The 20,557-nt window shown below is 66.4% G+C and carries 20 protein-coding genes; 15 read left to right on the top strand and 5 right to left on the bottom strand.

Annotated elements, in window-relative coordinates; all coding sequences use genetic code 11:
• The 7 genes from J6U32_RS10130 (at position 1) to J6U32_RS10100 (ending at position 6,169) form a co-directional block, all read left to right on the top strand.
• A complete protein-coding gene (locus J6U32_RS10130; protein WP_208795193.1) occupies positions 1-1,581 on the top strand; it encodes an AMP-binding protein in 1,581 nt (526 codons plus the stop codon).
• Between the two features lie 26 nt (positions 1,582-1,607).
• Entirely contained in the window at positions 1,608-2,372 is a 765-nt protein-coding gene (locus J6U32_RS10125; protein ID WP_208795191.1) for an enoyl-CoA hydratase/isomerase family protein, read from the top strand.
• 17 nt (positions 2,373-2,389) lie between these two features.
• Positions 2,390-2,878 carry a nuclear transport factor 2 family protein gene (locus J6U32_RS10120; RefSeq protein WP_208795190.1) on the top strand — a complete coding sequence of 163 codons (489 nt, stop codon included), beginning with the start codon at positions 2,390-2,392 and terminating at the stop codon, positions 2,876-2,878.
• A 31-nt stretch (positions 2,879-2,909) separates the two neighbouring features.
• Complete coding sequence (locus J6U32_RS10115) at positions 2,910-3,782, top strand: SDR family NAD(P)-dependent oxidoreductase (protein WP_208795189.1); 873 nt, start codon at positions 2,910-2,912, stop codon at positions 3,780-3,782.
• A 184-nt stretch (positions 3,783-3,966) separates the two neighbouring features.
• Entirely contained in the window at positions 3,967-4,941 is a 975-nt protein-coding gene (locus J6U32_RS10110; RefSeq protein ID WP_208795188.1) for a pirin family protein, read from the top strand.
• Complete coding sequence (locus J6U32_RS10105) at positions 4,938-5,432, top strand: MarR family winged helix-turn-helix transcriptional regulator (protein WP_208795187.1); 495 nt, start codon at positions 4,938-4,940, stop codon at positions 5,430-5,432. Before J6U32_RS10110 ends, J6U32_RS10105 begins: the two co-directional genes overlap by 4 nt.
• A complete protein-coding gene (locus J6U32_RS10100) occupies positions 5,429-6,169 on the top strand; it encodes a pirin family protein (protein ID WP_208795185.1) in 741 nt (246 codons plus the stop codon). The genes J6U32_RS10105 and J6U32_RS10100 overlap by 4 nt, the downstream gene beginning before the upstream one ends.
• 72 nt (positions 6,170-6,241) lie before the next feature.
• Here the strand turns inward: J6U32_RS10100 and J6U32_RS10095 are convergent, their stop codons facing one another.
• From J6U32_RS10095 to J6U32_RS10085, 3 genes are all read right to left on the bottom strand, one after another.
• Complete coding sequence (locus J6U32_RS10095; protein ID WP_208795183.1) at positions 6,242-7,219, bottom strand: cation diffusion facilitator family transporter; 978 nt, start codon at positions 7,217-7,219, stop codon at positions 6,242-6,244.
• A gap of 135 nt (positions 7,220-7,354) precedes the next feature.
• On the bottom strand, positions 7,355-8,020 hold the full coding sequence (locus J6U32_RS10090; RefSeq protein WP_208795181.1) for an MspA family porin: 666 nt from the start codon (positions 8,018-8,020) through the stop codon (positions 7,355-7,357).
• A 40-nt stretch (positions 8,021-8,060) separates the two neighbouring features.
• Positions 8,061-8,747, bottom strand: a complete 687-nt coding sequence (locus J6U32_RS10085) for an MspA family porin (RefSeq protein WP_208795179.1) — start codon at positions 8,745-8,747, stop codon at positions 8,061-8,063.
• A 337-nt stretch (positions 8,748-9,084) separates the two neighbouring features.
• On the opposite strand from J6U32_RS10085, the gene J6U32_RS10080 reads away from it, so the two are divergent.
• The 6 genes from J6U32_RS10080 to J6U32_RS10055 all read left to right on the top strand — a co-directional run bounded on the left by J6U32_RS10080 (position 9,085) and on the right by J6U32_RS10055 (position 15,584).
• Positions 9,085-10,956, top strand: coding sequence for an amino acid transporter (locus J6U32_RS10080; RefSeq protein ID WP_244332919.1), 1,872 nt, complete (start codon positions 9,085-9,087; stop codon positions 10,954-10,956).
• A gap of 97 nt (positions 10,957-11,053) precedes the next feature.
• Complete coding sequence (locus tag J6U32_RS10075; protein WP_208795175.1) at positions 11,054-11,473, top strand: hypothetical protein; 420 nt, start codon at positions 11,054-11,056, stop codon at positions 11,471-11,473.
• A 622-nt stretch (positions 11,474-12,095) separates the two neighbouring features.
• Positions 12,096-12,998, top strand: a complete 903-nt coding sequence (locus J6U32_RS10070; RefSeq protein ID WP_208795173.1) for an ABC transporter ATP-binding protein — start codon at positions 12,096-12,098, stop codon at positions 12,996-12,998.
• A gap of 31 nt (positions 12,999-13,029) precedes the next feature.
• Positions 13,030-13,845 (top strand): ABC transporter permease, encoded by an 816-nt coding sequence (locus tag J6U32_RS10065; RefSeq protein WP_208795171.1) that lies wholly within the window; start codon positions 13,030-13,032, stop codon positions 13,843-13,845.
• A gap of 28 nt (positions 13,846-13,873) precedes the next feature.
• Positions 13,874-14,977 carry a sensor histidine kinase gene (locus tag J6U32_RS10060; protein ID WP_208795169.1) on the top strand — a complete coding sequence of 368 codons (1,104 nt, stop codon included), beginning with the start codon at positions 13,874-13,876 and terminating at the stop codon, positions 14,975-14,977.
• Positions 14,970-15,584, top strand: coding sequence for a response regulator transcription factor (locus J6U32_RS10055; RefSeq protein ID WP_208795167.1), 615 nt, complete (start codon positions 14,970-14,972; stop codon positions 15,582-15,584). The genes J6U32_RS10060 and J6U32_RS10055 overlap by 8 nt, the downstream gene beginning before the upstream one ends.
• 41 nt (positions 15,585-15,625) lie before the next feature.
• Here J6U32_RS10055 and J6U32_RS10050 read toward each other — a convergent pair whose 3' ends face one another.
• Positions 15,626-16,135 carry a mycothiol transferase gene (locus J6U32_RS10050; RefSeq protein WP_208795165.1) on the bottom strand — a complete coding sequence of 170 codons (510 nt, stop codon included), beginning with the start codon at positions 16,133-16,135 and terminating at the stop codon, positions 15,626-15,628.
• A 127-nt stretch (positions 16,136-16,262) separates the two neighbouring features.
• Between J6U32_RS10050 and J6U32_RS10045 the strand changes: the two genes are divergently transcribed.
• Both J6U32_RS10045 and J6U32_RS10040 read left to right on the top strand, forming a co-directional pair.
• Positions 16,263-17,726, top strand: a complete 1,464-nt coding sequence (locus tag J6U32_RS10045) for an LLM class flavin-dependent oxidoreductase (protein ID WP_208796048.1) — start codon at positions 16,263-16,265, stop codon at positions 17,724-17,726.
• 70 nt (positions 17,727-17,796) lie between these two features.
• A complete protein-coding gene (locus tag J6U32_RS10040; RefSeq protein ID WP_208795164.1) occupies positions 17,797-19,440 on the top strand; it encodes a YibE/F family protein in 1,644 nt (547 codons plus the stop codon).
• 22 nt (positions 19,441-19,462) lie between these two features.
• Here the strand turns inward: J6U32_RS10040 and J6U32_RS10035 are convergent, their stop codons facing one another.
• Positions 19,463-20,380 carry a hypothetical protein gene (locus J6U32_RS10035; protein WP_208795162.1) on the bottom strand — a complete coding sequence of 306 codons (918 nt, stop codon included), beginning with the start codon at positions 20,378-20,380 and terminating at the stop codon, positions 19,463-19,465.
• Positions 20,381-20,557 lie beyond the last annotated feature (177 nt).

Below are 20,557 nucleotides of genomic sequence, written 5' to 3'. Positions count from 1 at the left end.
ATGAGCCAGTCCAACTATCCCGGCGACACCGCCCGCACCCAGCCGGACAAACCGGCCATCGTGATCGCCGACACCGGCCGCGTACTCACCTATGGTGAGCTCGATCGGAACTCCGCGGCCCTCGCCCGGGTACTCGTGGATGCCGGTCTGCGAGCCGGTGACACCGTCGCGCTTCTGACGACCAACACCCCCGAGGCGTTGGAGGTCTACTGGGGCACCCGGCGGGCCGGTCTCTACATCACGGCGGTCAACCGGCATCTCACCGCCGACGAGGTTGCCTACATCGTCACCGACAGCGGCGCCCGCGCCCTGATCGTGTCCGCCGACCTCTCCGACCTCGCGCTGCAGGTAAACATGCAGATCGATACGCCTGCACTGCAACTCGCGTTCGGTGGCGGTGTCGACGGTTTCGGATCGTATGAACAGGCTCTCGCCGCGGCCGGCGAACCGCTCACCGATCAGCCATGCGGGGCGATGATGCTCTACTCGTCCGGTACCACGGGCTTCCCCAAGGGCATCAAACCTCCACTACCCAACCGTCAGGTCGACGAGCCGGGCGAACCCCTGTACCTGCTTCTCGACCGATTCTTCGGTCTCGGCAGTGACGACGTCTACCTGTCGACCGCGCCGATTTACCACGCGGCACCGCTGGGCTGGACGGCCGGGCTGCTGGCAGTCGGGGCCACCGTCGTGATCGCCTCCCGGTTCGAGGCCGAGGAGACGTTGGGCTATATCGAGAAATACCGGATCACCGCGACGCAGATGGTGCCCACCATGTTCGTCCGGCTGCTCAAGCTCACCGACGAGCAGCGTGCACGCCACGACGTGTCGTCGCTGCGCGTCCTCGTTCACGCCGCGGCTCCGTGCCCGGTGGATGTCAAACGGGCGATGATCGACTGGCTGGGGCCGATTCTCTTCGAGTACTACAGCGCCACCGAGGCGAACGGCCTGACGTTCATCACCTCGGAGCAATGGCTCGCCAAGCCCGGTTCCGTGGGCCGAGCCGTCATGGGTATCGTCCACATCTGTGACGACGACGGGCACGAGATACCCTCCGGCGCAACCGGAACCATTTATTTCGAGCGCGATGTGCTGCCCTTCGAATACCACCGAGATCCCGAGAAGACCGCGCAGGCACAGCATCCCGATCATCCCACGTGGACCACCGTCGGGGATGTCGGCTACCTCGACGACGACGGCTCTCTGTTCCTCACCGACCGCAAGACATTCATGATCATCTCGGGTGGCGTCAACATCTACCCCCAGGAGGTGGAGGACGTGCTCACCTTGCACCCGAAGGTCTTCGACGTCGCGGTCATCGGGGTCCCCGACCCGGAGATGGGTCAGCAGGTCAAGGCCGTGGTGATTCTCGAGCCCGGGGTGAGCGCCGACGACGCGACCGCCGACGAACTGATCGCCCATGCGCGAGAACGAGTTGCGCACTACAAGGCACCCAAGTCCGTCGACTTCGTCGACTCGCTACCACGGACACCCACCGGCAAGCTGCAGAAGAAGCGGCTCCAAGAGACCTACGCCCGTGCGCACACCGCATCAGACGTATCGATTTCCACCACCCCCTGACACCGACACACACCAGAGGAATGTCCATGACACGCACATACACCGAAATCACCACCTCGATCGACAACGGGGTCGGCACCATCACGTTCAGCCGCTACGAACGTCGCAATGCCTTGAGCCTGGAACTGTTCGCCGACCTGAGTGACTGCCTCGACGACTGGGCGGCCGACGACGACGTCGCCTGCGTCGTACTGACCGGTGGTGAGGAGATCTTCTGCGCCGGACTCGATCTCAAACTGCAGTCGATGTTCACCAATCAGGAGCGCCGCGACGCCTATTCTGCTGCGTGCCTGCGCGCGTACGGAACGCTCCTGGATTATGTGAAGCCGACCATCGCCGCGGTGGGCGGCCCGGCTCTCGGCGGCGGGTGCGATATCGCGGTGTTCTGCGACATCCGGATCGGCGCGGAGAACGTGATCATGGGATTCCCCCAGATCAAAATGGGCCTGACACCGTACTTTTCGCCCCTCTGGAAGATCGTCGGTCTCAGCCAGGCCAAGCTGCTGACGTTCTCCGGCGATCGGATCGACGCGGCCGAGGCGTCCCGGATCGGGCTCCTCGACCGGCTGGTACCCACCGGAACCGTCGTCGCGGAGGCCACGAGGCTGGCACGCTCGATCGCCGAGACCACCACCGCATCCGCAGTCAACAACAAGGAGATGGCACGACGCTCCACCGCGATGGACCCCATCAGTGCACTCACCTACGAGACGCTCGCCTACCGTGAGGTGATCTGGCACGCCGATGTCATCGAGCGTATCGGCGCCGCCTACAAGCGAATCACCAAGTGAGATCATCGATGTCAGACATGAGCACAACCGGAGCTGCTGCCTCGCGCAGCTTCCTCGACGACTTCTCCACCCGCTGGCTGGCCGCTTGGAACTCGCACTCCACCGACGAGGTGCTGGCTCTGTTGCATCCCGACATCACCTGGGACGACCGGGTTTTCTGGCCCGAGGTGATCCACGGCATCGACGGCGTCGCCGAGTACACCGAGAAGATCTGGCAAGCCATGCCCGATGTGGCCTTCGAGGAGATCGAGCGATTCTCCTCCTCCGACGCGCAACGCGGCATCGTGCTGTTCCGTCAGTTCGGCCACGGACCGGCGAAACTCCATCCCAAGGCCACCTATGATGCGCACGGCTGCGACATCTTCCTGGAGTTCACCGACCACCGCCTGTCGCACTACCGCTCGGCGTACGACATCTCCGACATGCTCCGTCAGCTCGGTGCGCTACCCGAACGTGGCGGACTTCTCGGCGGCGCCTACCTGATGTCGCTCACGCGCCGTCGATGAGCCCCGCGTCGTTCGTGAGCACCCGTCGTCCATGAGTACCGAGTCGCCGACCCCACTGCGTGATCGCGCGATGGTGATCCCCGGATCGACGCGCGGACTCGGCCGTGCGTTCGCGCAGGCCCTCGCCGACGCCGGTGTGGTCGTCAACGGCACCGGCCGAGAATCCACCGATGCCGCGGTGGACGAGATCACCGCGCGCGGAGGAGTCGCGGTGGGACTGGCCGGTTCGGTGGCCGACGACTCGTTCTGTCGTGACCTGATCGATCACTGCGTGCGCTCCTTCGGCCGCATCGACATGCTCATCAACAATGCCGGTATCACCCGCGACCGATCCTTCACCCGGATGTCGGTGGCAGAGTTCGACGAGGTGCTCGCCGTCCACCTCCGCGGAACCTTCTCGTGCGGTGCCGCAGCCGCTCGGGCCATCCGCGGAGCGGGTGGCGGACGAATCCTGAACATCACGTCGGGATCCGGGCTGTTCGGCATGTTCGGACAAGCCAACTATGCCGCAGCCAGGGCCGGCATCGTCGGACTGACGAGGGTCATGGACCTCGAACTCGCCCGCCACGGCATCACCGTCACTGCCCTGGCACCGATCGCCGCCACCGACATGACGGCTGTGTTCGACGGCGACACGACAGTGGAACATGCACTGGCCTTTTCGCCGGCCGAGTCCATCGCTCCGCTGGCCGTCTACCTCGCCGGCGACGACTCGGCACATGTCCACGGTCAGTGCCTGTCCCTCGACGGCACCGACTTGTCGGTGTGGTTGCACCCTGCGGCGACGGCGACGTGGACTCAGGACGCCGGCTGGTCGGCAGCCGATTTCGGGGCAGCCCTCCAACAATCCGTTCTGCAGTTCCCCAATCCCGATCGCTGGGGAGCCGGCGCACACCGGCGCTGATGTAGCCCAGACTTCAGCGGCCGAGGGGTTGTCGCGGCGACGACAGACTCACCGGGATACGCCCGAGTGAGTGGGCGTTCACCTCCAGACAGGCTCGTGTGTGGGGACGGAATACCTCGAGCACCTCCCTGGTTGAGTCGTTCAGTTGCTCAGATTTGAGCAATCTCGATCCGAGGAGGACCCCATGCCCGCCGTCACCGCCGACACCACCACCCTGCCCCGGCTGACGCCGGCACCGCTCGAGGCCACCGAACGCCCGGTCCGCACCATCACCCGCGGCCCGCGCGGCTATGAGGGCGAGGGTTTCCCCGTGGTGCGTGCCTTCGCCGGCGTGCCCACATCGGCGCTCGACCCGTTCATCCACATGGATCAGATGGGCGAGGTCGACTATCAGCCGGGTGAACCGAAGGGCACCGACTGGCATCCGCACCGCGGATTCGAGACCGTCACCTACATGATCGACGGCCGCTTCCAGCACCAGGATTCGACCGGCGGCGGAGGTCTCATCGAGAACGGCGCCACCCAGTGGATGACCGCCGGATCGGGCATCCTGCACATCGAGACCCCGCCCGCCGAACTGGTGGAATCGGGCGGTCTGTTCCACGGCATCCAGCTGTGGGTGAACCTGCCCGCCAAGGACAAGTTCCTCACGCCGCGCTACCAGAATCTCGAGGGCGGCAACGTCGCCCTGGTCGCCTCCCCCGACGGCGGTGCGCTGGTGCGCATCATCGCCGGCGAGATCGACGGACATGCCGGTCCGGGGTCCACCCACACCCCGATCACTGTCGCGCACACCACGATCGAACCGGGCGCGTCGGTGTCGGTGCCGTGGCGCACCGACTTCAACGCACTGGCCTACGTGTTGTCCGGTCGGGGAACCGTCGGCCCCGACGCCCGGCCCATCGAGCAGGGACAACTCGCGGTCTTCGGCGCCGGCGACCGCATCACCGTCAGTGCCGACGCCGGGCAGGACAGCAACCGGCCGGCACTGGAGGTGCTGTTTCTCGGCGGTCAACCGCTCCGCGAGCCCGTCGCCCAGTATGGTCCGTTCGTGATGAACACCCGCGAACAGTTGATCGAGGCCATGGAGGATTTCCAGGCCGGACGTCTCGGCGTCGTTCCGCCGAATGCGCTGATGCCGCACACCGGTACCCGATGAGCCGAGCCCCTGGCACCGCAGGCGGGCGGGCGAGTGCTGATCCCGTGACGGACGCGTGGCGTCCGTTTATCGAGACCAGCGCTCGCCTGCAAACCCTGCTCGACGACGATCTGCGCCGACACTGCGGAATGTCGTTGTCGGACTATCACATTCTGTTGATCCTGCACGAATGCCCCGATGGTCGAGCCCGGATGCGTGAGCTGTCGCACCGGATGGTCTTCTCGACCTCGCGGCTCTCGTATCAGATCGATGTGATGGTGCGGCGGGGTTGGCTGTCACGCGCTGCGGTCCCCGAGGATCGGCGTGGGAGCTATGCGGTGCTCACCGACGACGGGCGTGCGGCGTTCACAGCCGCGGCTCATGATCACGGCACGGCCGTGCGGCGCCTCTACTCCGCGGCACTGACCGCGCAGGACGGTGCGGCACTGGGCGATCTGATGCGCACGCTGGCCACCCATCTCGACGACCTGGAAGGCGAGACCCCTCGATGACGACCACCGAGCACACGATTCAGGTGATCCGTTCCGACGCCCGCCACCGGTGGGACAACGAATGGCTCACCTCGCTCCAATCCTTTCCCGCCACCGGCAATTTCGACCTCGTCGGCAACGCGCACGGCGTCCTGCTGGTCAACAACGACGACACCGTGGACGCCGCCGAGGGCTTCGACACCCACGAGCACACCGACGTCGAGATCATCACCTGGGTCGTCGACGGCGCACTGCATCATCGGGATTCGCGCGGCAACTCCGGAATCCTCACGCCCGGCGTCGTGCAGCGGATGACCGCGGGCACCGGCATCACCCACTCCGAACGCAATGCCGCCACCCGCACCGAGCGCACCCGATTGCGCGTCGTGCAGATGTGGGTGGCGACCGAATATGCCGGTCGCGAACCGGAATACGCCGAAACCGACGTCACCTCCGCACTGTCGACCGGCGAACTCGTGCCGATCGTGTCGGGACTCGACCGCGATCGTCACAGCGGCGCACTGTCTTTGCCGAATCCGTTTGCCGCACTGCATGCTGCGCGAATGACCGCGGGCACCTCGGTGGTGCTGCCGGGCGCCCGATTCGGTCACCTGTATGTCGTGCGTGGATCGGTCGCATTCGACGACACTCGTCTCACCGACGGTGATGCCGCACGCCTGACCGATGCCGGCGACGTCTCGGTCACCGCGGCCGGCGACGCCGAGATCCTCTACTGGGAGATGCACGCCGGATTCTGAACACTCATCATGCCGTCGTCCTTATGGTCTCCCAACCACCTTCACTCCGGACGTCGTCAGTCCGGCCCGCCTTCATTCCAACAACGACGGCTCGTCGGCGGTGGACAGCGTGAGTACCGCCTCCACGATCGCGTCCTGCTCCTCGATCTCGGCCTCGATGCGGCGCAACAGAACCGCGACGTCGTGCTCTCGCAGATCGCCGCGGATGTCGATGGCGGCGACGAGGTAATACTGGACCGGCCCAACATATTCGATGTGCAGATAGGTGACGCGGTCGATGTCCGGGTGGTCGAGGAGCCGACGCAACATCGCCTGCCGGGTGGCGGGCAAGGCACTCTGCCCCAACAGGAATTCGCCGTTACGTTTGATCAGGAAGATCGCGATGACGCCCAGCAACAGGCCCACCAGGATTGAACCGACCGCGTCGTACACCGCCGACCCGGTGATCTCGTGCAGCGCCATCCCGGTGGCCGCGATCGCCAGGCCCACCAAAGCCGCGGCATCCTCGGCGAACACCGCGCGGAGCGTGGTGTTGGAGGTACGACTGACAAAACGTAACGGGTGCATCGAGATTCGTCGCCCGCCCGCACGGGCCTGCCGGATCGATTGGATGAACGACGTCGCCTCCAGAACCGCCGAGATCGCCAACACGAGGTAGCCGACGACGTAGTCGGCGTCGGGCTCGGGATGCGAGAGCGAGGTGATGCCATGCATCACCGACACCGCAGCGCCGACGGCGAACAAGCCGAAGGCGGCGAACATCGACCAGATGTAGGTTTCCCGGCCATGGCCGAACGGATGTGCCCGATCACGCCCCAGGCCACCACGCCGTTCGGCGATCAGCAAGAACACCTCGTTGCCCGCATCGGCCCACGAGTGCGCCGACTCGGCGACCATCGACGCCGACCCGGTGATCACCGCTGCAACGGTCTTCGCCACGGCCACAAGGATGTTCATGGCGAAGGCGATGATCACGGTGACCATCGACTCATTGGCCGGCCCCGTCGGCTCGTTCACCGTCGGCTCGTGCGTCGTCGGCTCGGAAGTCATTGCTCGATCGTCTCACGCGGCGAGCCCGCCACTGCGCCCACCACACGCTCGTGGGCGCACAGATGGACGTGCGACGCGACCCCTGCAGGGATGCGTCGCACGTCGTCACCTCAGCCAGTCCCGGCTGTGAGAGGGTTACCCGAGACTGAACGGCTGTCCGTAGAAGCTGACGATCTGCTCCCCGTGGTCGCCCATGATGTACACATTGGCGAACGACCGCGCCTGCGCATAGCCGGCACACCCGTTGACCTGCATGGTCTCGTTGGTGTAGCTGACCTCGCCATGGGTGGTCTTGACGATCGGCACCCACGACTTGTGCTGGTCGTTGCCGAACGGATCGGCGCGCTCGTAGTCGTAGACGTAGTAGTTGACAGCCTGGCCGGGGCCGATCGAGATCGAGCCACCCTCGTTGACTGTTCCCGAGGCAACGCCCGCGGTAGACACCGACCCCGACGGGGTGTTCGAGTTGGTGAAGCCGTTGAGGTTCACCTGGCAGCCGACGGTGTAACCGGCCTGGAACTTGATCTTGCTGACCGGCTTGCTGGTGGTGACGTTGTAGGTCGCCGACACCCAGGCGTTGCGGTGCAGCGGGGTGCTGCCCAGCGACGGGCTGATGGTGGCGGTCTCGCCCGATCGAGTCAGGGTGACCCCGACGCCGTCACCGGTGGTCAGCGTCTGGGTCTGAGACGGGAGGGAGACGTGGACATCGGCGGCCGCGGCACCCGCGGTGGCCAGGACGGCGATCGCCGCGGCGGCGGGCACACCGGCAAGAACCGAGAGACGCGTGAAACGGATTGTCATTGTGTTCCTTGTGTAGTTCGTCGGTGTCGAGTGGGGCCGGTCAGCCGATCGAGAACGGCTTGCCATAGAGGTTGATCTTGTTGTGGTCGTTTCCGCCGGTCTCGACGGTGACGAACGACCGCGCCTGCGCATAGCCCGCGCAGTTCTGGATCTGCATGGCGAACCGCTGGTAGTTGAAGTAGTAGGTGCCGGCCTTGGCGATGTCGTAGCTGTCGATCTGCACGAAGGTCACCTGACCAGGGGTCAGCGGAACGCTCAGCGACCCCGACGCACCGGGCACGCCGGCCGAGGTGATGCTGCCGGTGATACCGGCGGTCAGGCTGCCGATGTTGACCTGGCAGCCGACGATATACCCGGCCGACAGGGTCGCGGCCGAGCCGTCGTTGGAGGTGCCGTTGGTGCCCGGCATCGTCGCCTCACCCGCGGGACCGTTGGCCGGGAACGATCCGGTGGGCTGCAGCTTGGGGGCCTTCAACGTGATGTTGGCGCTGACCCACACGTTGCGTCCGGCACCGTTGGCGGCCATCGACGGTGACACCTGTGCCGACTCGTTGGTGCGCGTCAGCGTGAGGTCGTGCGCCGACACGCTGCCGTTCGGCAGCGGAACGAAGGTGTCGGCGTGGGCGGGTGCCGCCGCGCCCGCGGTGATACCGGCCGCGATGGCGCCCGCGGCGATCGCCGTCAAGGCCCCCCGGCGTGCGCGCACCGGTGACTCGATCGTGCTCATGAATTCCTCTCGGAGTGTCCTTCGGTCGCCGCCTTCGGCAACGTCGGGCGAAGCGTACTGATATCTCGGCGAACAAAAGGTGAACGCAGCAAGCCTCCGGGACGTCGATCTGACCCCACTCAGGCAAAGCGCCAGAATGCTTGAATTCGTTGCGTCGCAACGAATTCTGACAATTTGGACAATCTCCGCCAAGCGGCCTGTCGGAGTGAACACCCACATTGACAACAACTCCGACGGCCGTCGGTACTACGCTGATCCGATGCCGAAGACGACGATGCCGCACGGAACGCTGAGACGGTGGTTCCTGTCCGACATCTCTCCCGAACCCGCGGGCTTGATGGGGCCGTACCGGCGCACGAACACCGAGACAAAAACCCACTCGTGGTGGAAGGTGATGTGCCTCACGGGCGTCGACTACTTCTCGTCGCTGGGGTACCAACCAGGCATCGCAGCACTGGCCGCCGGCACCATCGCACCATTGGCCACGATCGTGCTGGTGGCCCTGACGCTGTTCGGCGCGCTGCCGGTGTATCGATACATCGCCGCACGTTCACCGCACGGCTCCGGGTCGATCGCGATGCTCGAGCGACTCCTACCGTGGTGGGGCGGAAAGGTATTCGTCCTCGTACTGCTCGGATTCGCGGCCACCGACTTCTTGATCACCATGACACTCTCGGCGGCCGACGCCACCGCGCACTTCATCGAGAATCCGTTCGTCCCGGACATTTTCACCGGGCACAACGTCGCCATCACCCTGGTGTTCCTCGCCTTCCTCGCCGCGATCTTCTTGCGCGGCTTCACCGAGGCCATCGCGGTCGCCGTCGGGCTCGTCGCAATCTATCTCGCACTCAACGTCGTGGTCATCGCCGACGGTTTGTGGCGCATCGCGACCTCGCCCCACGTCGTTGTCGACTGGAGCCACGCCATGACCGCCGAACACGGCAGTCCATGGATGATGATCGCGATTGCGCTCCTGGTGTTCCCGAAACTCGCACTCGGTTTGTCCGGATTCGAGACCGGTGTGGCGGTGATGCCCCAGATCGACGGCTCGCCGGATGATCCACCGAATCGCCCGACCGTTCGTATCGCCGGTACCCGCCGACTGCTGACCACCGCCGCGGTCACCATGAGCATCCTGCTGATCACCAGCAGCCTGGTGTGCACGATCCTTATCCCGGAGAAGGCGTTCGACGTCGGCGGCCAGGCGAACGGACGTGCCCTGGCCTTCCTCGCCCACGCCGACCTCGGCAACGCCTTCGGCACGGTCTACGACATCAGTACGATTCTCATCCTGTGGTTCGCCGGGGCGTCGGCGATGGCAGGACTGCTCAACCTCGTTCCGCGCTACCTCCCGCGGTACGGCATGGCACCGGACTGGGCGCGCGCCAACCGCCCGCTGGTGGTCGTGTTCATCCTGATCGCCGCCGGTGTCACGATCTACTTCGACGCCTCGGTCGACAAACAGGGTTCGGCGTACGCAACCGGTGTGCTGGTGTTGATGACCTCGGCCGCCATCGCGGTGATGCTCTCGGTACGCAAACATCGCCGACGCGTGGCCACCATCTGTTTCGGCGGTATCGCCCTGGTGTTCTGCTACACCACCGTCACCAACATCATCGAACGCCCCGAGGGTGTGCAGGTCGCCGCGTTCTTCATCGCCGCGATCCTCATCCTGTCGTTCGCATCCCGGGTCAGTCGCTCGTTCGAGCTGCGCAGCGGGGAGATCACGTTCGACGAGACTGCTCAGCAGATCATCGACGGTGCCGCACTGGCCGGCGAGATCCACATCGTCACCCACGACCCCGACGATCGCTCCCTGGTCGAATATCGCGAGAAGGAACTGCAGCAACGCGCCGAGAGCCACATTCCCGACGCCGATCAGATCGTGTTCCTGGAAGTCAATGTCACCGATTCGTCGGACTTCGTCACCGACCTGGAAATCCACGGGCGCTATCACGAGGGCGGATTCCGCATCCTGTGGGTGAGCTCGGCGGCGGTACCGAACACGATCGCGTCCACCCTGTTTGCCATCCGCGACTGGACCGACCTCGTACCCAACGTCTATTTCGAATGGAGCGAGGACAATCCGATCGTCAACATCCTGCGCTTCTTGTTCATCGGGCAGGGTGAGGTGGCGGCGGTGACCCGCGAGGTGGTGCGCCGGGCCGAGCCCGATGTCGCACGCAGGCCCGTGATTCACGTCGGCTGACGCACCACACCATCGCGTGGATATCGCGGGCAATCCGTGACGCGCAGCACACCGAACCCCTGATGTCCGCCCATCACTGACATCGAGGAGCAACACCATGCGTTCACCAGCCCGCCTCGCACTCGGATTCGCCATCGCCACCGCGGGAGCCGGCGCGATTGCCTTCACCGCCGCACCGCACGCCGCAGCCGCGCCGAGGGTCTGTCCGGCCCTGCCGGGCCAGACCGCCTCCAGCGAGAGCTGTTCGGCCAGTGCGTCGAACACCGGTCTGAGCCTGGCGATCACCGCCGACGGCGGCCACGCCAGTTCTACCGCCACCAACTACGCCGGGCCCGCGGCGATCGCCATCGGCCCCAACGCCTCCGTCACCATGACCGGCGTACGACCCGGACTGGCGATCGGCATCGCCGGACCCGGCGCATCGGTGACCGTCGATGGTGTGCACGGACCCACCTGCACCGGAACGGGAATGGCCTTCGCCGGCGACTTCCAGACACTGCAGGGTTGCTGGCGTTAGTCGGATTAGTCTGCCCACCATCGGATGGGGGGCGATCCCCGACAAACGAGGCGCTTCACCCGATCGTCGAGGTACGACGAGCCGCCAGGCGAGGAGCCCCGAGACGCGGCGAGACAACGCCGTACCTAACCGGCCGGTCTGGCGACAACCGCCGACTACGAATACAACTTCCACAAAAACGGCCCAAAAAGCCCGAATTTCCGGGTCGCCCACCCGCTCCGGTGGAAACCATATTCGTAACCGGCGCATACCAGCCTTGCCGCACAGTTGGTCTCGAGACGCGACGTGCTCGCTGCGCTCACTCGGCGCTCCTCGACCATCGGATAGGGGCGGCGACCACGACCACGACCACGACCACGACCACCGTCCTCGACCATCGGACGGGGGACGATTCCCGACAAACGAGGCGCTTCACCCGATCGTCGAGGTACGACGAGCCGCCAGGCGAGGAGCCTGGAGACGCCGCAAGGCAACGACGCAACGAATCCCCCACGTAGCAACAACCGACGACAACGAAGCGGATGTCGAAGGGGTGCGGCGACACGACACATGACAAACGTCATGGACGATCGATGACATCTGCTCTGGGGACGGGCGGCGCATCGACGGCATCGTGAGATGCATGAACACACCAGCAATCCGCACGAGAGATCTTCGCAAGACGTTCCGGGGCGGGGACGGCGGTCGGGTCACCGCCGTCGACGGCCTCGGTCTGACCGTTGCACCCGGAGAGGTCGTCGCCTTCCTCGGCCCCAACGGCGCGGGTAAGACCACGACGATCGACATGATCCTCGGTCTGACCCAACCGGATTCGGGCTCGGTCGAGGTGTACGGGCAGGGCGCGCGGTCTGCGGCTCGCGGCGGACGTATCGCCGCGGTACTCCAGAACGGTGGTCTGCTGCCCGATTTCACCGTCGAAGAGACCGTCCGCATCATCGCCTCGTTGCACGGCCGTAGCGCCGACGCCGAGTCGGCGATGGCCCGTGCCGACATCGCGCATCTGGCCGGACGCAAGGTGTCCCGCTGTTCCGGCGGTGAACAGCAACGACTCAAGTTCGCGCTGGCGACCCTGCCCGACCCCGACCTCATCGTCCTCGACGAACCGACCGCGGGCATGGATGTGGAATCGCGCCGAAACTTCTGGTCCGCCATGCGATCCGATGCCCGACACGGACGCACCGTCGTGTTCGCCACCCACTACCTCGACGAGGCCGACGACTTCGCCGACCGCATCATCATGATCGCGCACGGTCGGATCGTCGCCGACGGCTCCACCTCGGAGATCCGCGCGATGGCCAGCCGGCGTGTCGTCTCGGCGATCGTGGACGAATCCGAACTCGCCGCCGTTGCCCGCGCCATCCCCGACCTCGAGGTCGTCGAACGCCGCGGTGGGCGGATCTACCTGTCCGCCAAGGATTCCGATGCACTTGCCCGTGCCCTGCTGACGGGCACGAACGCCCGCGAGGTCGAAATCGCCACGCACAACCTCGAAGACGCCTTCCTCGCACTCACCTCCGCTGCCTGACTCCACCACCCTTCGACAGAAAGCTCGCGCCATGACCACCGCCTCGGCCTCAGCCGCCGCCCCTCGATCGGCGTCACACGACACCGCGCTCCGCGGATTCCTTCCCGCTCCCCTGTACATGCGCACCGACATCCGCCGCGTCCTGCGCAATCGGCGTGCCCTGATCTTCACCGTCGCCATGCCAGGTCTGCTGTATCTCGTATTCGGTGCCACCCAGAAGACCTCTGACACAGTCGGTTCAGGCAATGTCGCGTTCTACGTCCTGATCGGCATGGCCGTCTACGGCGCTGTCCTCGCGGCCGCCTCTAATGCTGCGTCGGTGGCACTCGAACAGCAGGCCGGTTGGACGCGCACCCTGATGATGACGCCGCTCCAACCCACCGGATACGTGGCCACCAAGGTGTGCGTCGCGTTGGCGATGGGGGCGCTGCCGATCCTGGTGCTCACCGTCGCCGGGATCGCCACCGGCGCCCACGCCCCGGTCGGGGTGTGGATCGCCTGCCTGCTGCTCGGATGGATCGGCGCTTCGGTGTTCGCCGCCTTCGGTCTGGCCGTGGGCAGCATCATGAAATCCGACGGGGCAATGCAGGTGATGGGCGGCGTGTTGGCGCTGTTGGCCTTCGCCGGCAACGTGTTCGTCCCCCTCAAGGGTGTCATGCTCACCATCGCCCAGTTCACCCCGATGTTCGGAGTCGTCACGCTCGCTCGTTATCCGCTCGATCACGGTGTCACCGTGTACGGCACCCACATCTCGCTCTGGGTGACCGTCGCCAACGTCATCATCTGGGCGGTGATCTTCGCCTCGACCGCCTCCCTCTTCTACAGTCGCAGTACGACACGGCAGTGATCGGACCGCCGACCAGCAGAATCCGGAGATGATGAGCAACCGCACGACCGACCGGTGGGCACCCTGGCGCAACCTGCGCTGGGTGTTCACTGCTATCTGGATGCTGTTCCTGGCGTACCCGATCGGGGCGGTCGCCACCTCCGATCACAGCCACACCACCAAGACCGTGGGCTTCGTTCTCCTCGGGCTCTTCGCCGTGATCTACCTCCTGGCCTCGGTGTACCTGCTCACCGGTCGCTCCGAGGTCGAACCGCGTGGTGTGTGGGTCTTCGTGGTTTTGCTTGTCCTGGCCGCCGGGCTACTGCCCATCATCGGCGAGAACACCTTCGGCTCAGGGCCTTTCCTGATGGTCGTCGCCGCCTTCAGCTTCCCCACCCTGTGGGCGGCAATCACCGTGGCAGCGGTGATCGTCGCGTCGGTGGCGGTGCCGACGATCGCCGGGTGGGAGATCGACGTCAGCGTCGTCATCGTCCTGGTCGCGGTCGGGTTCACGATGCTCGGTTTTCGCACGATCGCCGTGCGTGAGGGCGAGCGCGAACGCGCCGAGGAGCGCCAGCGTGAGCTCAATTCCGAGTTGGCGGTGGTCGCCGAACGGGAGCGGGTGGCCCGCGACGTCCACGACATCCTCGGACACTCACTGACCGTGATCACCATCAAAACCGAATTGGCCGGTCGCCTCGTCGATCTGGATCCGCAACGCGCGAAAGAGGAGATGGCCGAGGTCAATGCGCTGGCCCGCTCCGCACTCGCCGAGGTCCGGGCAACCGTCGGAGCCCTGCGCACCCCGGACCTGCCGAGCGTGATCGCGTCCGCACAAAGCGCCTTCCGTGCCGCGGATATCACTGCGACACTTCCCGATCCACGGCCGGACACCCCACACGGGGAACTGTTCGCGTGGGTACTGCGGGAGGCCGTCACCAATGTGGTCCGGCACAGCCACGCCACGCAGTGCGAGGTCCGGATCGACGACGCCACACTAACGGTCCACGACAACGGGTGCGGACTCGGTGCAGCCGTTCCCGGCAACGGATTACGCGGACTGATCGAACGGGTGGAGTCCGCAGGCGGCACCCTGACAATCGAATCGGACACCGACGGAACGACGTTGACGGCGGTGGTCGACGATGAGTGAACCGATCCGCCTACTACTCGCCGACGATCAGGCCCTGGTACGTGGCGCGCTGGCCGCCCTACTCGACCTCGAGACCGACCTCGAGGTGGTCGCCCAGGTCGGCCGTGGCGACGAGGTCGTCGACGCCGCGCGCGAACACGCCGCCGACGTGTGCCTGCTCGACATCGAGATGCCCGGCACCGACGGCATCGAGGCCGCGGCCGCCCTGCGACGGCACCTGCCGGGGGTGCGTTCGCTGATCGTCACCACCTTCGGCCGCCCGGGGTACCTACGACGCGCCATCGACGCCGGCGCGTCCGGCTTCGTCGTGAAGGACACTCCGGCAAGCGAACTGGCCGACGCGGTGCGTCGAGTGCACGCGGGTCTACGCGTCATCGATCCCACGTTGGCCACCGAGAGCCTCACCAGCGGCGACAATCCGCTGACCCAACGCGAATCCGAGGTGCTGCGCGCAGCGTTGTCGGGGGCGACGGTGGCGACCATCGCCACGCAGGTCCATCTGTCGGCCGGCACCGTGCGCAACCATCTGTCGTCGGCGATCGGCAAGACCGGCACCGCCACCCGCGCCGAGGCCGCCCGCGTCGCCCGCGAACGCGGCTGGATCTGAGGCGGACTGGCGGGCGCTGTCGGCGTTGAGAGGGCAGAAGGTCAGCCCAGGTCGACGTTCAGGCCGCGGAGATAGGAGGCTTGCCCGACGTGTTGGGCGTCGTCGTCGAGGATGCTCACCAGCCGCACCCCCAGGGTCACCGGCGGATCCCAGTTGTCGTCGATGACCCGATCGAGGTCTCCATCGCCGACGCGGGCGAGGTACTCGAGCGTGGCGTCATGGCTGGCGTCGTAGTAGCCCAGCAGCAACTCCGCTGGTCCGACGACGCGGAAGATGTCGTCGGGGCTCTGCCCATACCCACTCGCCGCCGGCGGGAACGGCAACGCAAAGCGGTCATACCAGCCCTGCGAGGTCCAGATCTGATCGGTGCCCGCAACGTCGGCGATCTGCGCATCCTGCACGCGCGCGAGATGCCACACCAGCCAGGCGATCGTGTTCGCGCCGGGCGCGGGCTGCCAGGACAGGCGTACCTCTTCGATCCCGTCGAGCACGGCGTGCACGTTCTCCTTGACGCGTCCGAATCCGTCGGCGAGTACTTCGGTGGCTCTCATGCCTCCACACCTACTCCGGTATTGCACTCCGCGCATGCATGTACGGCAGAAACCCTTGTCGACGCTCACGCAAACTTTTGCCTCGCGCCGATCCCAAACCTGGTCACCGGTGCTCGCCTTGCCCACCATGGGCGGGGTGTCCGACTCTGCCTCGTCCCTGCACCGGCGTCCGATCCGGTTCAACGCCTTCGACATGAATTGTGTTGCGCACCAATCCCCCGGGCTGTGGCGCCACCCCGATGACCGCTCGTGGGAGTACAACACTCTCGACTATTGGGTCGACCTGGCGATCCTGTTGGAGAGCGGCGGATTCGACGGGTTGTTCATCGCCGATGTCCTCGGCACCTATGACGTCTACGGCGGCACCGACGAGGCCGCGATCCGACAGGGCGCGCAGATCCCCGTCAACGACCCACTGTTGTTGGTGTCGGCGATGGCGTATGCGACCGAACACCTCGGATTCGGGATCACCACCGGCACGGGATTCGAGCATCCCTACCCGTTTGCCCGGAGGCTGTCGACGCTGGACCATCTGACGCGCGGTCGGCTCGGCTGGAATGTGGTCACCGGCTACCTGCCGTCGGCGGCCCGCAACATGGGCGCCGCCGATCAACTCGAGCACGACAGCCGCTACGACCACGCCGACGAGTACCTGACCGTCCTCTACAAACTGTGGGAGGGCTCCTGGGAATCCGACGCGGTACGCCGCGACCGGGCCGCGGGCGTGTTCGCCGACCCCGACAAGGTCCATCACATCGGCCACCGCGGCGAGCACTTCACGGTGCCCGGCATCCATCTGTCCGAGCCGTCCCCACAACGCAGTCCGGTGATCTACCAGGCCGGCGCGTCGGTGCGCGGCCGTCGGTTCGCCGCGGCCAACGCCGAGGCCATCTTCGTCGCCGCACCCACCAAAAACGTTCTACGCGAAGTGGTGTCGAAGATCCGGGAGGAACTCGTCGCCGCCGGCCGCGACCCGTACGATGCCCGCATCTACACGCTGTTGACCATCATCACCGACTCGACGCCGGAGGCCGCCCGCGAGAAGGCCGCCGAGTATCGGCGTTACGCCAGCGACGAGGGGTCGCTGGTGTTCATGTCGGGATGGATGGGCCTGGACCTGTCCTCCTACGATCTCGACGAACCCATCGGCAACGTGCACAGCAACGCCATCCAGTCCGCTGTCGCCGCCTTCTCCCAGGCGGACGAATCGGGCCACGAGTGGGCGGTCCGCGACATCGCCGCATGGGGCGGCATCGGCGGGATGGGACCGGTGCTCATCGGGTCGGGTGATGAGATCGCCGAGGCCCTGCAGGGCTGGGTCGACGACACCGACGTCGACGGCTTCAACGTGGCCTACGCCGTCACACCCGGGTCCTTCGCCGACATCGTCACCCACGTCATCCCGGCGTTGGAGCGCCGCGGGGTCTACCGTCGCCAGTACACGCCGGGTACGTTGCGTCACAAGCTGTTCGGACGTGGCGACCTGCTCCCCGACAACCATCGGGGCGCGTCGTTCCGTGTCGGCGGCGCGAACTCGACCATTGACGACTCGGTGCGCGCGGCCGCGCGTGGGAGGGTGCCGACCCGATAGTCGTCGCCCGGCCCGCGCGTCGTCGGCGACGCCTATCACCCATCACGCGGTGCCGGCGTCATAGGGTGGCGTGGTGAGCAGCGAGCGCGGCGCGACGCCCGACAGTCCGGACAAAGCCGCCCGAAGGCGACGGGCACCGCGAAACGGGCACGGCCACAGTCACTCCCATTCCCTCAACGACATCGCCGCCGACCTGACGCCGATGGCACGACGCATCGTCATCGGTGCGCTGAGTGTGTTCGGGCTGGCGATGATCGCCGGAATCGTGCTGCTGTGGCCCTCGGGGGGTGAGCATCCGATCCCCGCACAGTTCCGGAGCGCCGACGGCGGCGCGATCCACGCCGTCGACGGAAAGATCGTCAGCCAGACCCGAGGTGATTGCCTGAACCAGATGGTCGGGACGATCGCCGACACCGCCGACATCCCGATCTCCGGCGCGGGCACCGGCCCGTGCATCGAGAGCGTCGTGTCGATCACCTCGGGCTCCGATTCCGGGAAGTACACGCTGCTGGAGGTACCCACCAATCGGGCGCAATCCGGCAGTGGGCCCGACTCGTCCGCGCAAACCCTCGGCGCGCCCGACGACCCGCAGCCCGGCCAGCCCACCCTGCACATCGGCGACGCGATCCGGATGAGCACCACCCCCGGCCCCGACGGCCAACTGCGCTACACGTTCTTCGACTTCGGTCGGATCACCTCGACGATCGTGTGGGCGATCCTGTTCGCAGGCGCGATCATCCTCGTCGCCGCATGGCGCGGGCTGCGGTCGTTGATCGGACTCGTCTTCGCCTTCGTCGTGCTCGGTGCCTTCACGCTGCCCGCCATCCTCGACGGCGAATCGCCGGTGGCGGTCGCGGTGGTCAGTTCGGCCGCCATCCTGTTCGTGGTGCTCTATCTCGCGCACGGCATCAGCATGCGAACCAGTTCGGCCCTGCTCGGAACGCTGATGTCGTTGCTGCTGGCCGCAGTGCTGAGCTGGGCGTCGATCACCACCATGAACCTCACCGGACTCTCCAGCGATCAGACGACGAATCTGCAGGTCTACCAGGGAGGGATCTCGGTCAGCGGTCTACTGCTCGCCGGGTTCATCATCGGCACGCTCGGCGTGCTCAACGACGTGACGATCACGCAGGCGTCGGCGGCGTTCGAACTCGCCGCGGCCGGGGAACCGAGCCGCCTGGCCACCTTCCGCGCGGCGATGCGGGTGGGACGCGATCACATCGCGTCCACCGTCTACACCCTGGTGTTCGCCTATGCCGGTAGCGCTCTGCCGCTGTTGCTGTTGTTCTCGGTGGCCCGCCAGCCGTTCGGTTCGCTGCTGACCAGTGACACCGTCGCCGTCGAGTTGGCGCGATCGTTTGTCGGCGGTATCGCCATCGCGCTGTCGGTACCGCTCACCACAGGCATCGCTGCGGCCCTGGCCCGACCGTCGGGTGCGCGTGTCGCCGCCGATGGCCCCAGCGCCGAAGCCCCCGACGCACCGGTCACCGAATCACGAACGGCGCCGGCACGACCGGCGTCGTCGCGAGTCGAATCCCCCCACCCGGAGCCCGCGCGACGGGCACCGGCACGACAGGCACCGGCACAACAGGCATCGGCACAAGGGACGCCGGCACCACAGACCCCGATTCGGGAGTCGCCAATCCACCAACCGCCACCGCGGCGCGCACCGGAACCGCCACCGCGCACCGGCAGGCATTCGATGCCGGACTGACCTCAGCGCGAGATCAGCCCGGTCAGCACCGTCCGGTGGGGACGGAGGAGAGATTGCGTCCGATCCAGTCACCGATCTTGGTGAGCATCGTTGTGCCATCGGAGAGCTTGCCGCTGCGCGGGACGGCGGCCATCGACACCGCCACCTGACCACCGGGGACGGTGATGATGCCCAGTTGACGCACCAGGAACGCCGACGACGTCCCGGTGCCCGGGCCCCAGCCGCCCTTCACGGCCGTGGCGCTCACCTTCTGGTTGGTCCGGGCGAGGTTGGCCACGCCCCATCGCTGGTTGGGCCCGACCGCACCCATCAGGGCCAGCAGGCGATCGGTACCGGGCATACAGGGCAGGTGTGCCCCGAAGATCGCCTGATCGGCCAGCGCCCACATGGTGTAGCCGGGATAGGACGTCGCCGAGTCGAGCTGCGAGCTGACATGGGTGTTGAGGTCGTGGCCCTCGCGCAGGACCGCGGTCACCGCATCGACCGGTGTCGCGCCGGGACCGAGCTGCGTCCAGAGGTCCCCCGCCGCGTCGTTGTCGGACACCGTGATGGCCTTGGTCTCGTCGTCGACCACCGCCGAGCCGAGCCGACGTTCGGCGGCCAGCGACACCGGCACCTTCAGCGTCGACCACGCTCTTCCTGTGGTGAAGGTGCCCAACGAGATCACCGAATCCGACCCGACCGGAGCGAGAGCGAGGCCGATCGCACCGGGGGTGGTCTTGGCAAGCGACTTCTGGAACGGCGCAAACGACTTGGTCAGCGCCTCCTGCGGAGGGGCCAGCCAGCTGCGCAGCGGTTCGGGGAGGGGCGGGAGCGCGGGCATCGCCGGGACAGGAAACGGTAGGGGGGCCGCACCTGCCACGCCGGCACCGGCGAGACCTGCGCTTGCCACCACGAGTGCTGTCGCACACGCCACCGTCCAACGCTTCCACAACGCCACACACGCCTCCTGAGTCACTTCAGTAACATCAGGAAGTCTAACGGCCAACCAGGCAGCGCCGCCTGCCCGGCCGATGAACCGAGACCGCACCGTGTGCGGGCCGTGACCGGGAAATGTGCGGCGTCCGACGATCGGGGCGAGCCGCCGACGCGCGTCAGCTCGTGGTGATCAGTGGTG

It is taken from the genome of Gordonia polyisoprenivorans, assembly GCF_017654315.1.
GTDB classification, from domain to species: Bacteria; Actinomycetota; Actinomycetes; order Mycobacteriales; family Mycobacteriaceae; genus Gordonia; species Gordonia polyisoprenivorans_A.
Note: the sequence above shows the minus strand (reverse complement) of the source record. Positions and strands in the feature narration are given on the sequence as shown.

Bases quoted from the DNA above. Each gene is read 5' to 3' on its own strand.
- J6U32_RS10130 (WP_208795193.1), top strand. From the start codon at position 1: ATGAGCCAGTCCAACTATCCCGGCGACACCGCCCGCACCCAGCCGGAC.
- J6U32_RS10070 (WP_208795173.1), top strand. From the start codon at position 12,096: ATGAACACACCAGCAATCCGCACGAGAGATCTTCGCAAGACGTTCCGG.
- J6U32_RS10060 (WP_208795169.1), top strand. From the start codon at position 13,874: ATGATGAGCAACCGCACGACCGACCGGTGGGCACCCTGGCGCAACCTG.
- J6U32_RS10105 (WP_208795187.1), top strand. From the start codon at position 4,938: ATGAGCCGAGCCCCTGGCACCGCAGGCGGGCGGGCGAGTGCTGATCCC.
- J6U32_RS10080 (WP_244332919.1), top strand. From the start codon at position 9,085: ATGGGGCCGTACCGGCGCACGAACACCGAGACAAAAACCCACTCGTGG.
- J6U32_RS10100 (WP_208795185.1), top strand. From the start codon at position 5,429: ATGACGACCACCGAGCACACGATTCAGGTGATCCGTTCCGACGCCCGC.
- J6U32_RS10050 (WP_208795165.1), bottom strand. From the start codon at position 16,135: ATGAGAGCCACCGAAGTACTCGCCGACGGATTCGGACGCGTCAAGGAG.
- J6U32_RS10125 (WP_208795191.1), top strand. From the start codon at position 1,608: ATGACACGCACATACACCGAAATCACCACCTCGATCGACAACGGGGTC.
- J6U32_RS10085 (WP_208795179.1), bottom strand. From the start codon at position 8,747: ATGAGCACGATCGAGTCACCGGTGCGCGCACGCCGGGGGGCCTTGACG.
- J6U32_RS10095 (WP_208795183.1), bottom strand. From the start codon at position 7,219: ATGACTTCCGAGCCGACGACGCACGAGCCGACGGTGAACGAGCCGACG.
- J6U32_RS10075 (WP_208795175.1), top strand. From the start codon at position 11,054: ATGCGTTCACCAGCCCGCCTCGCACTCGGATTCGCCATCGCCACCGCG.
- J6U32_RS10090 (WP_208795181.1), bottom strand. From the start codon at position 8,020: ATGACAATCCGTTTCACGCGTCTCTCGGTTCTTGCCGGTGTGCCCGCC.
- J6U32_RS10115 (WP_208795189.1), top strand. From the start codon at position 2,910: ATGAGTACCGAGTCGCCGACCCCACTGCGTGATCGCGCGATGGTGATC.
- J6U32_RS10055 (WP_208795167.1), top strand. From the start codon at position 14,970: ATGAGTGAACCGATCCGCCTACTACTCGCCGACGATCAGGCCCTGGTA.
- J6U32_RS10045 (WP_208796048.1), top strand. From the start codon at position 16,263: ATGGGCGGGGTGTCCGACTCTGCCTCGTCCCTGCACCGGCGTCCGATC.
- J6U32_RS10120 (WP_208795190.1), top strand. From the start codon at position 2,390: ATGAGCACAACCGGAGCTGCTGCCTCGCGCAGCTTCCTCGACGACTTC.
- J6U32_RS10110 (WP_208795188.1), top strand. From the start codon at position 3,967: ATGCCCGCCGTCACCGCCGACACCACCACCCTGCCCCGGCTGACGCCG.
- J6U32_RS10065 (WP_208795171.1), top strand. From the start codon at position 13,030: ATGACCACCGCCTCGGCCTCAGCCGCCGCCCCTCGATCGGCGTCACAC.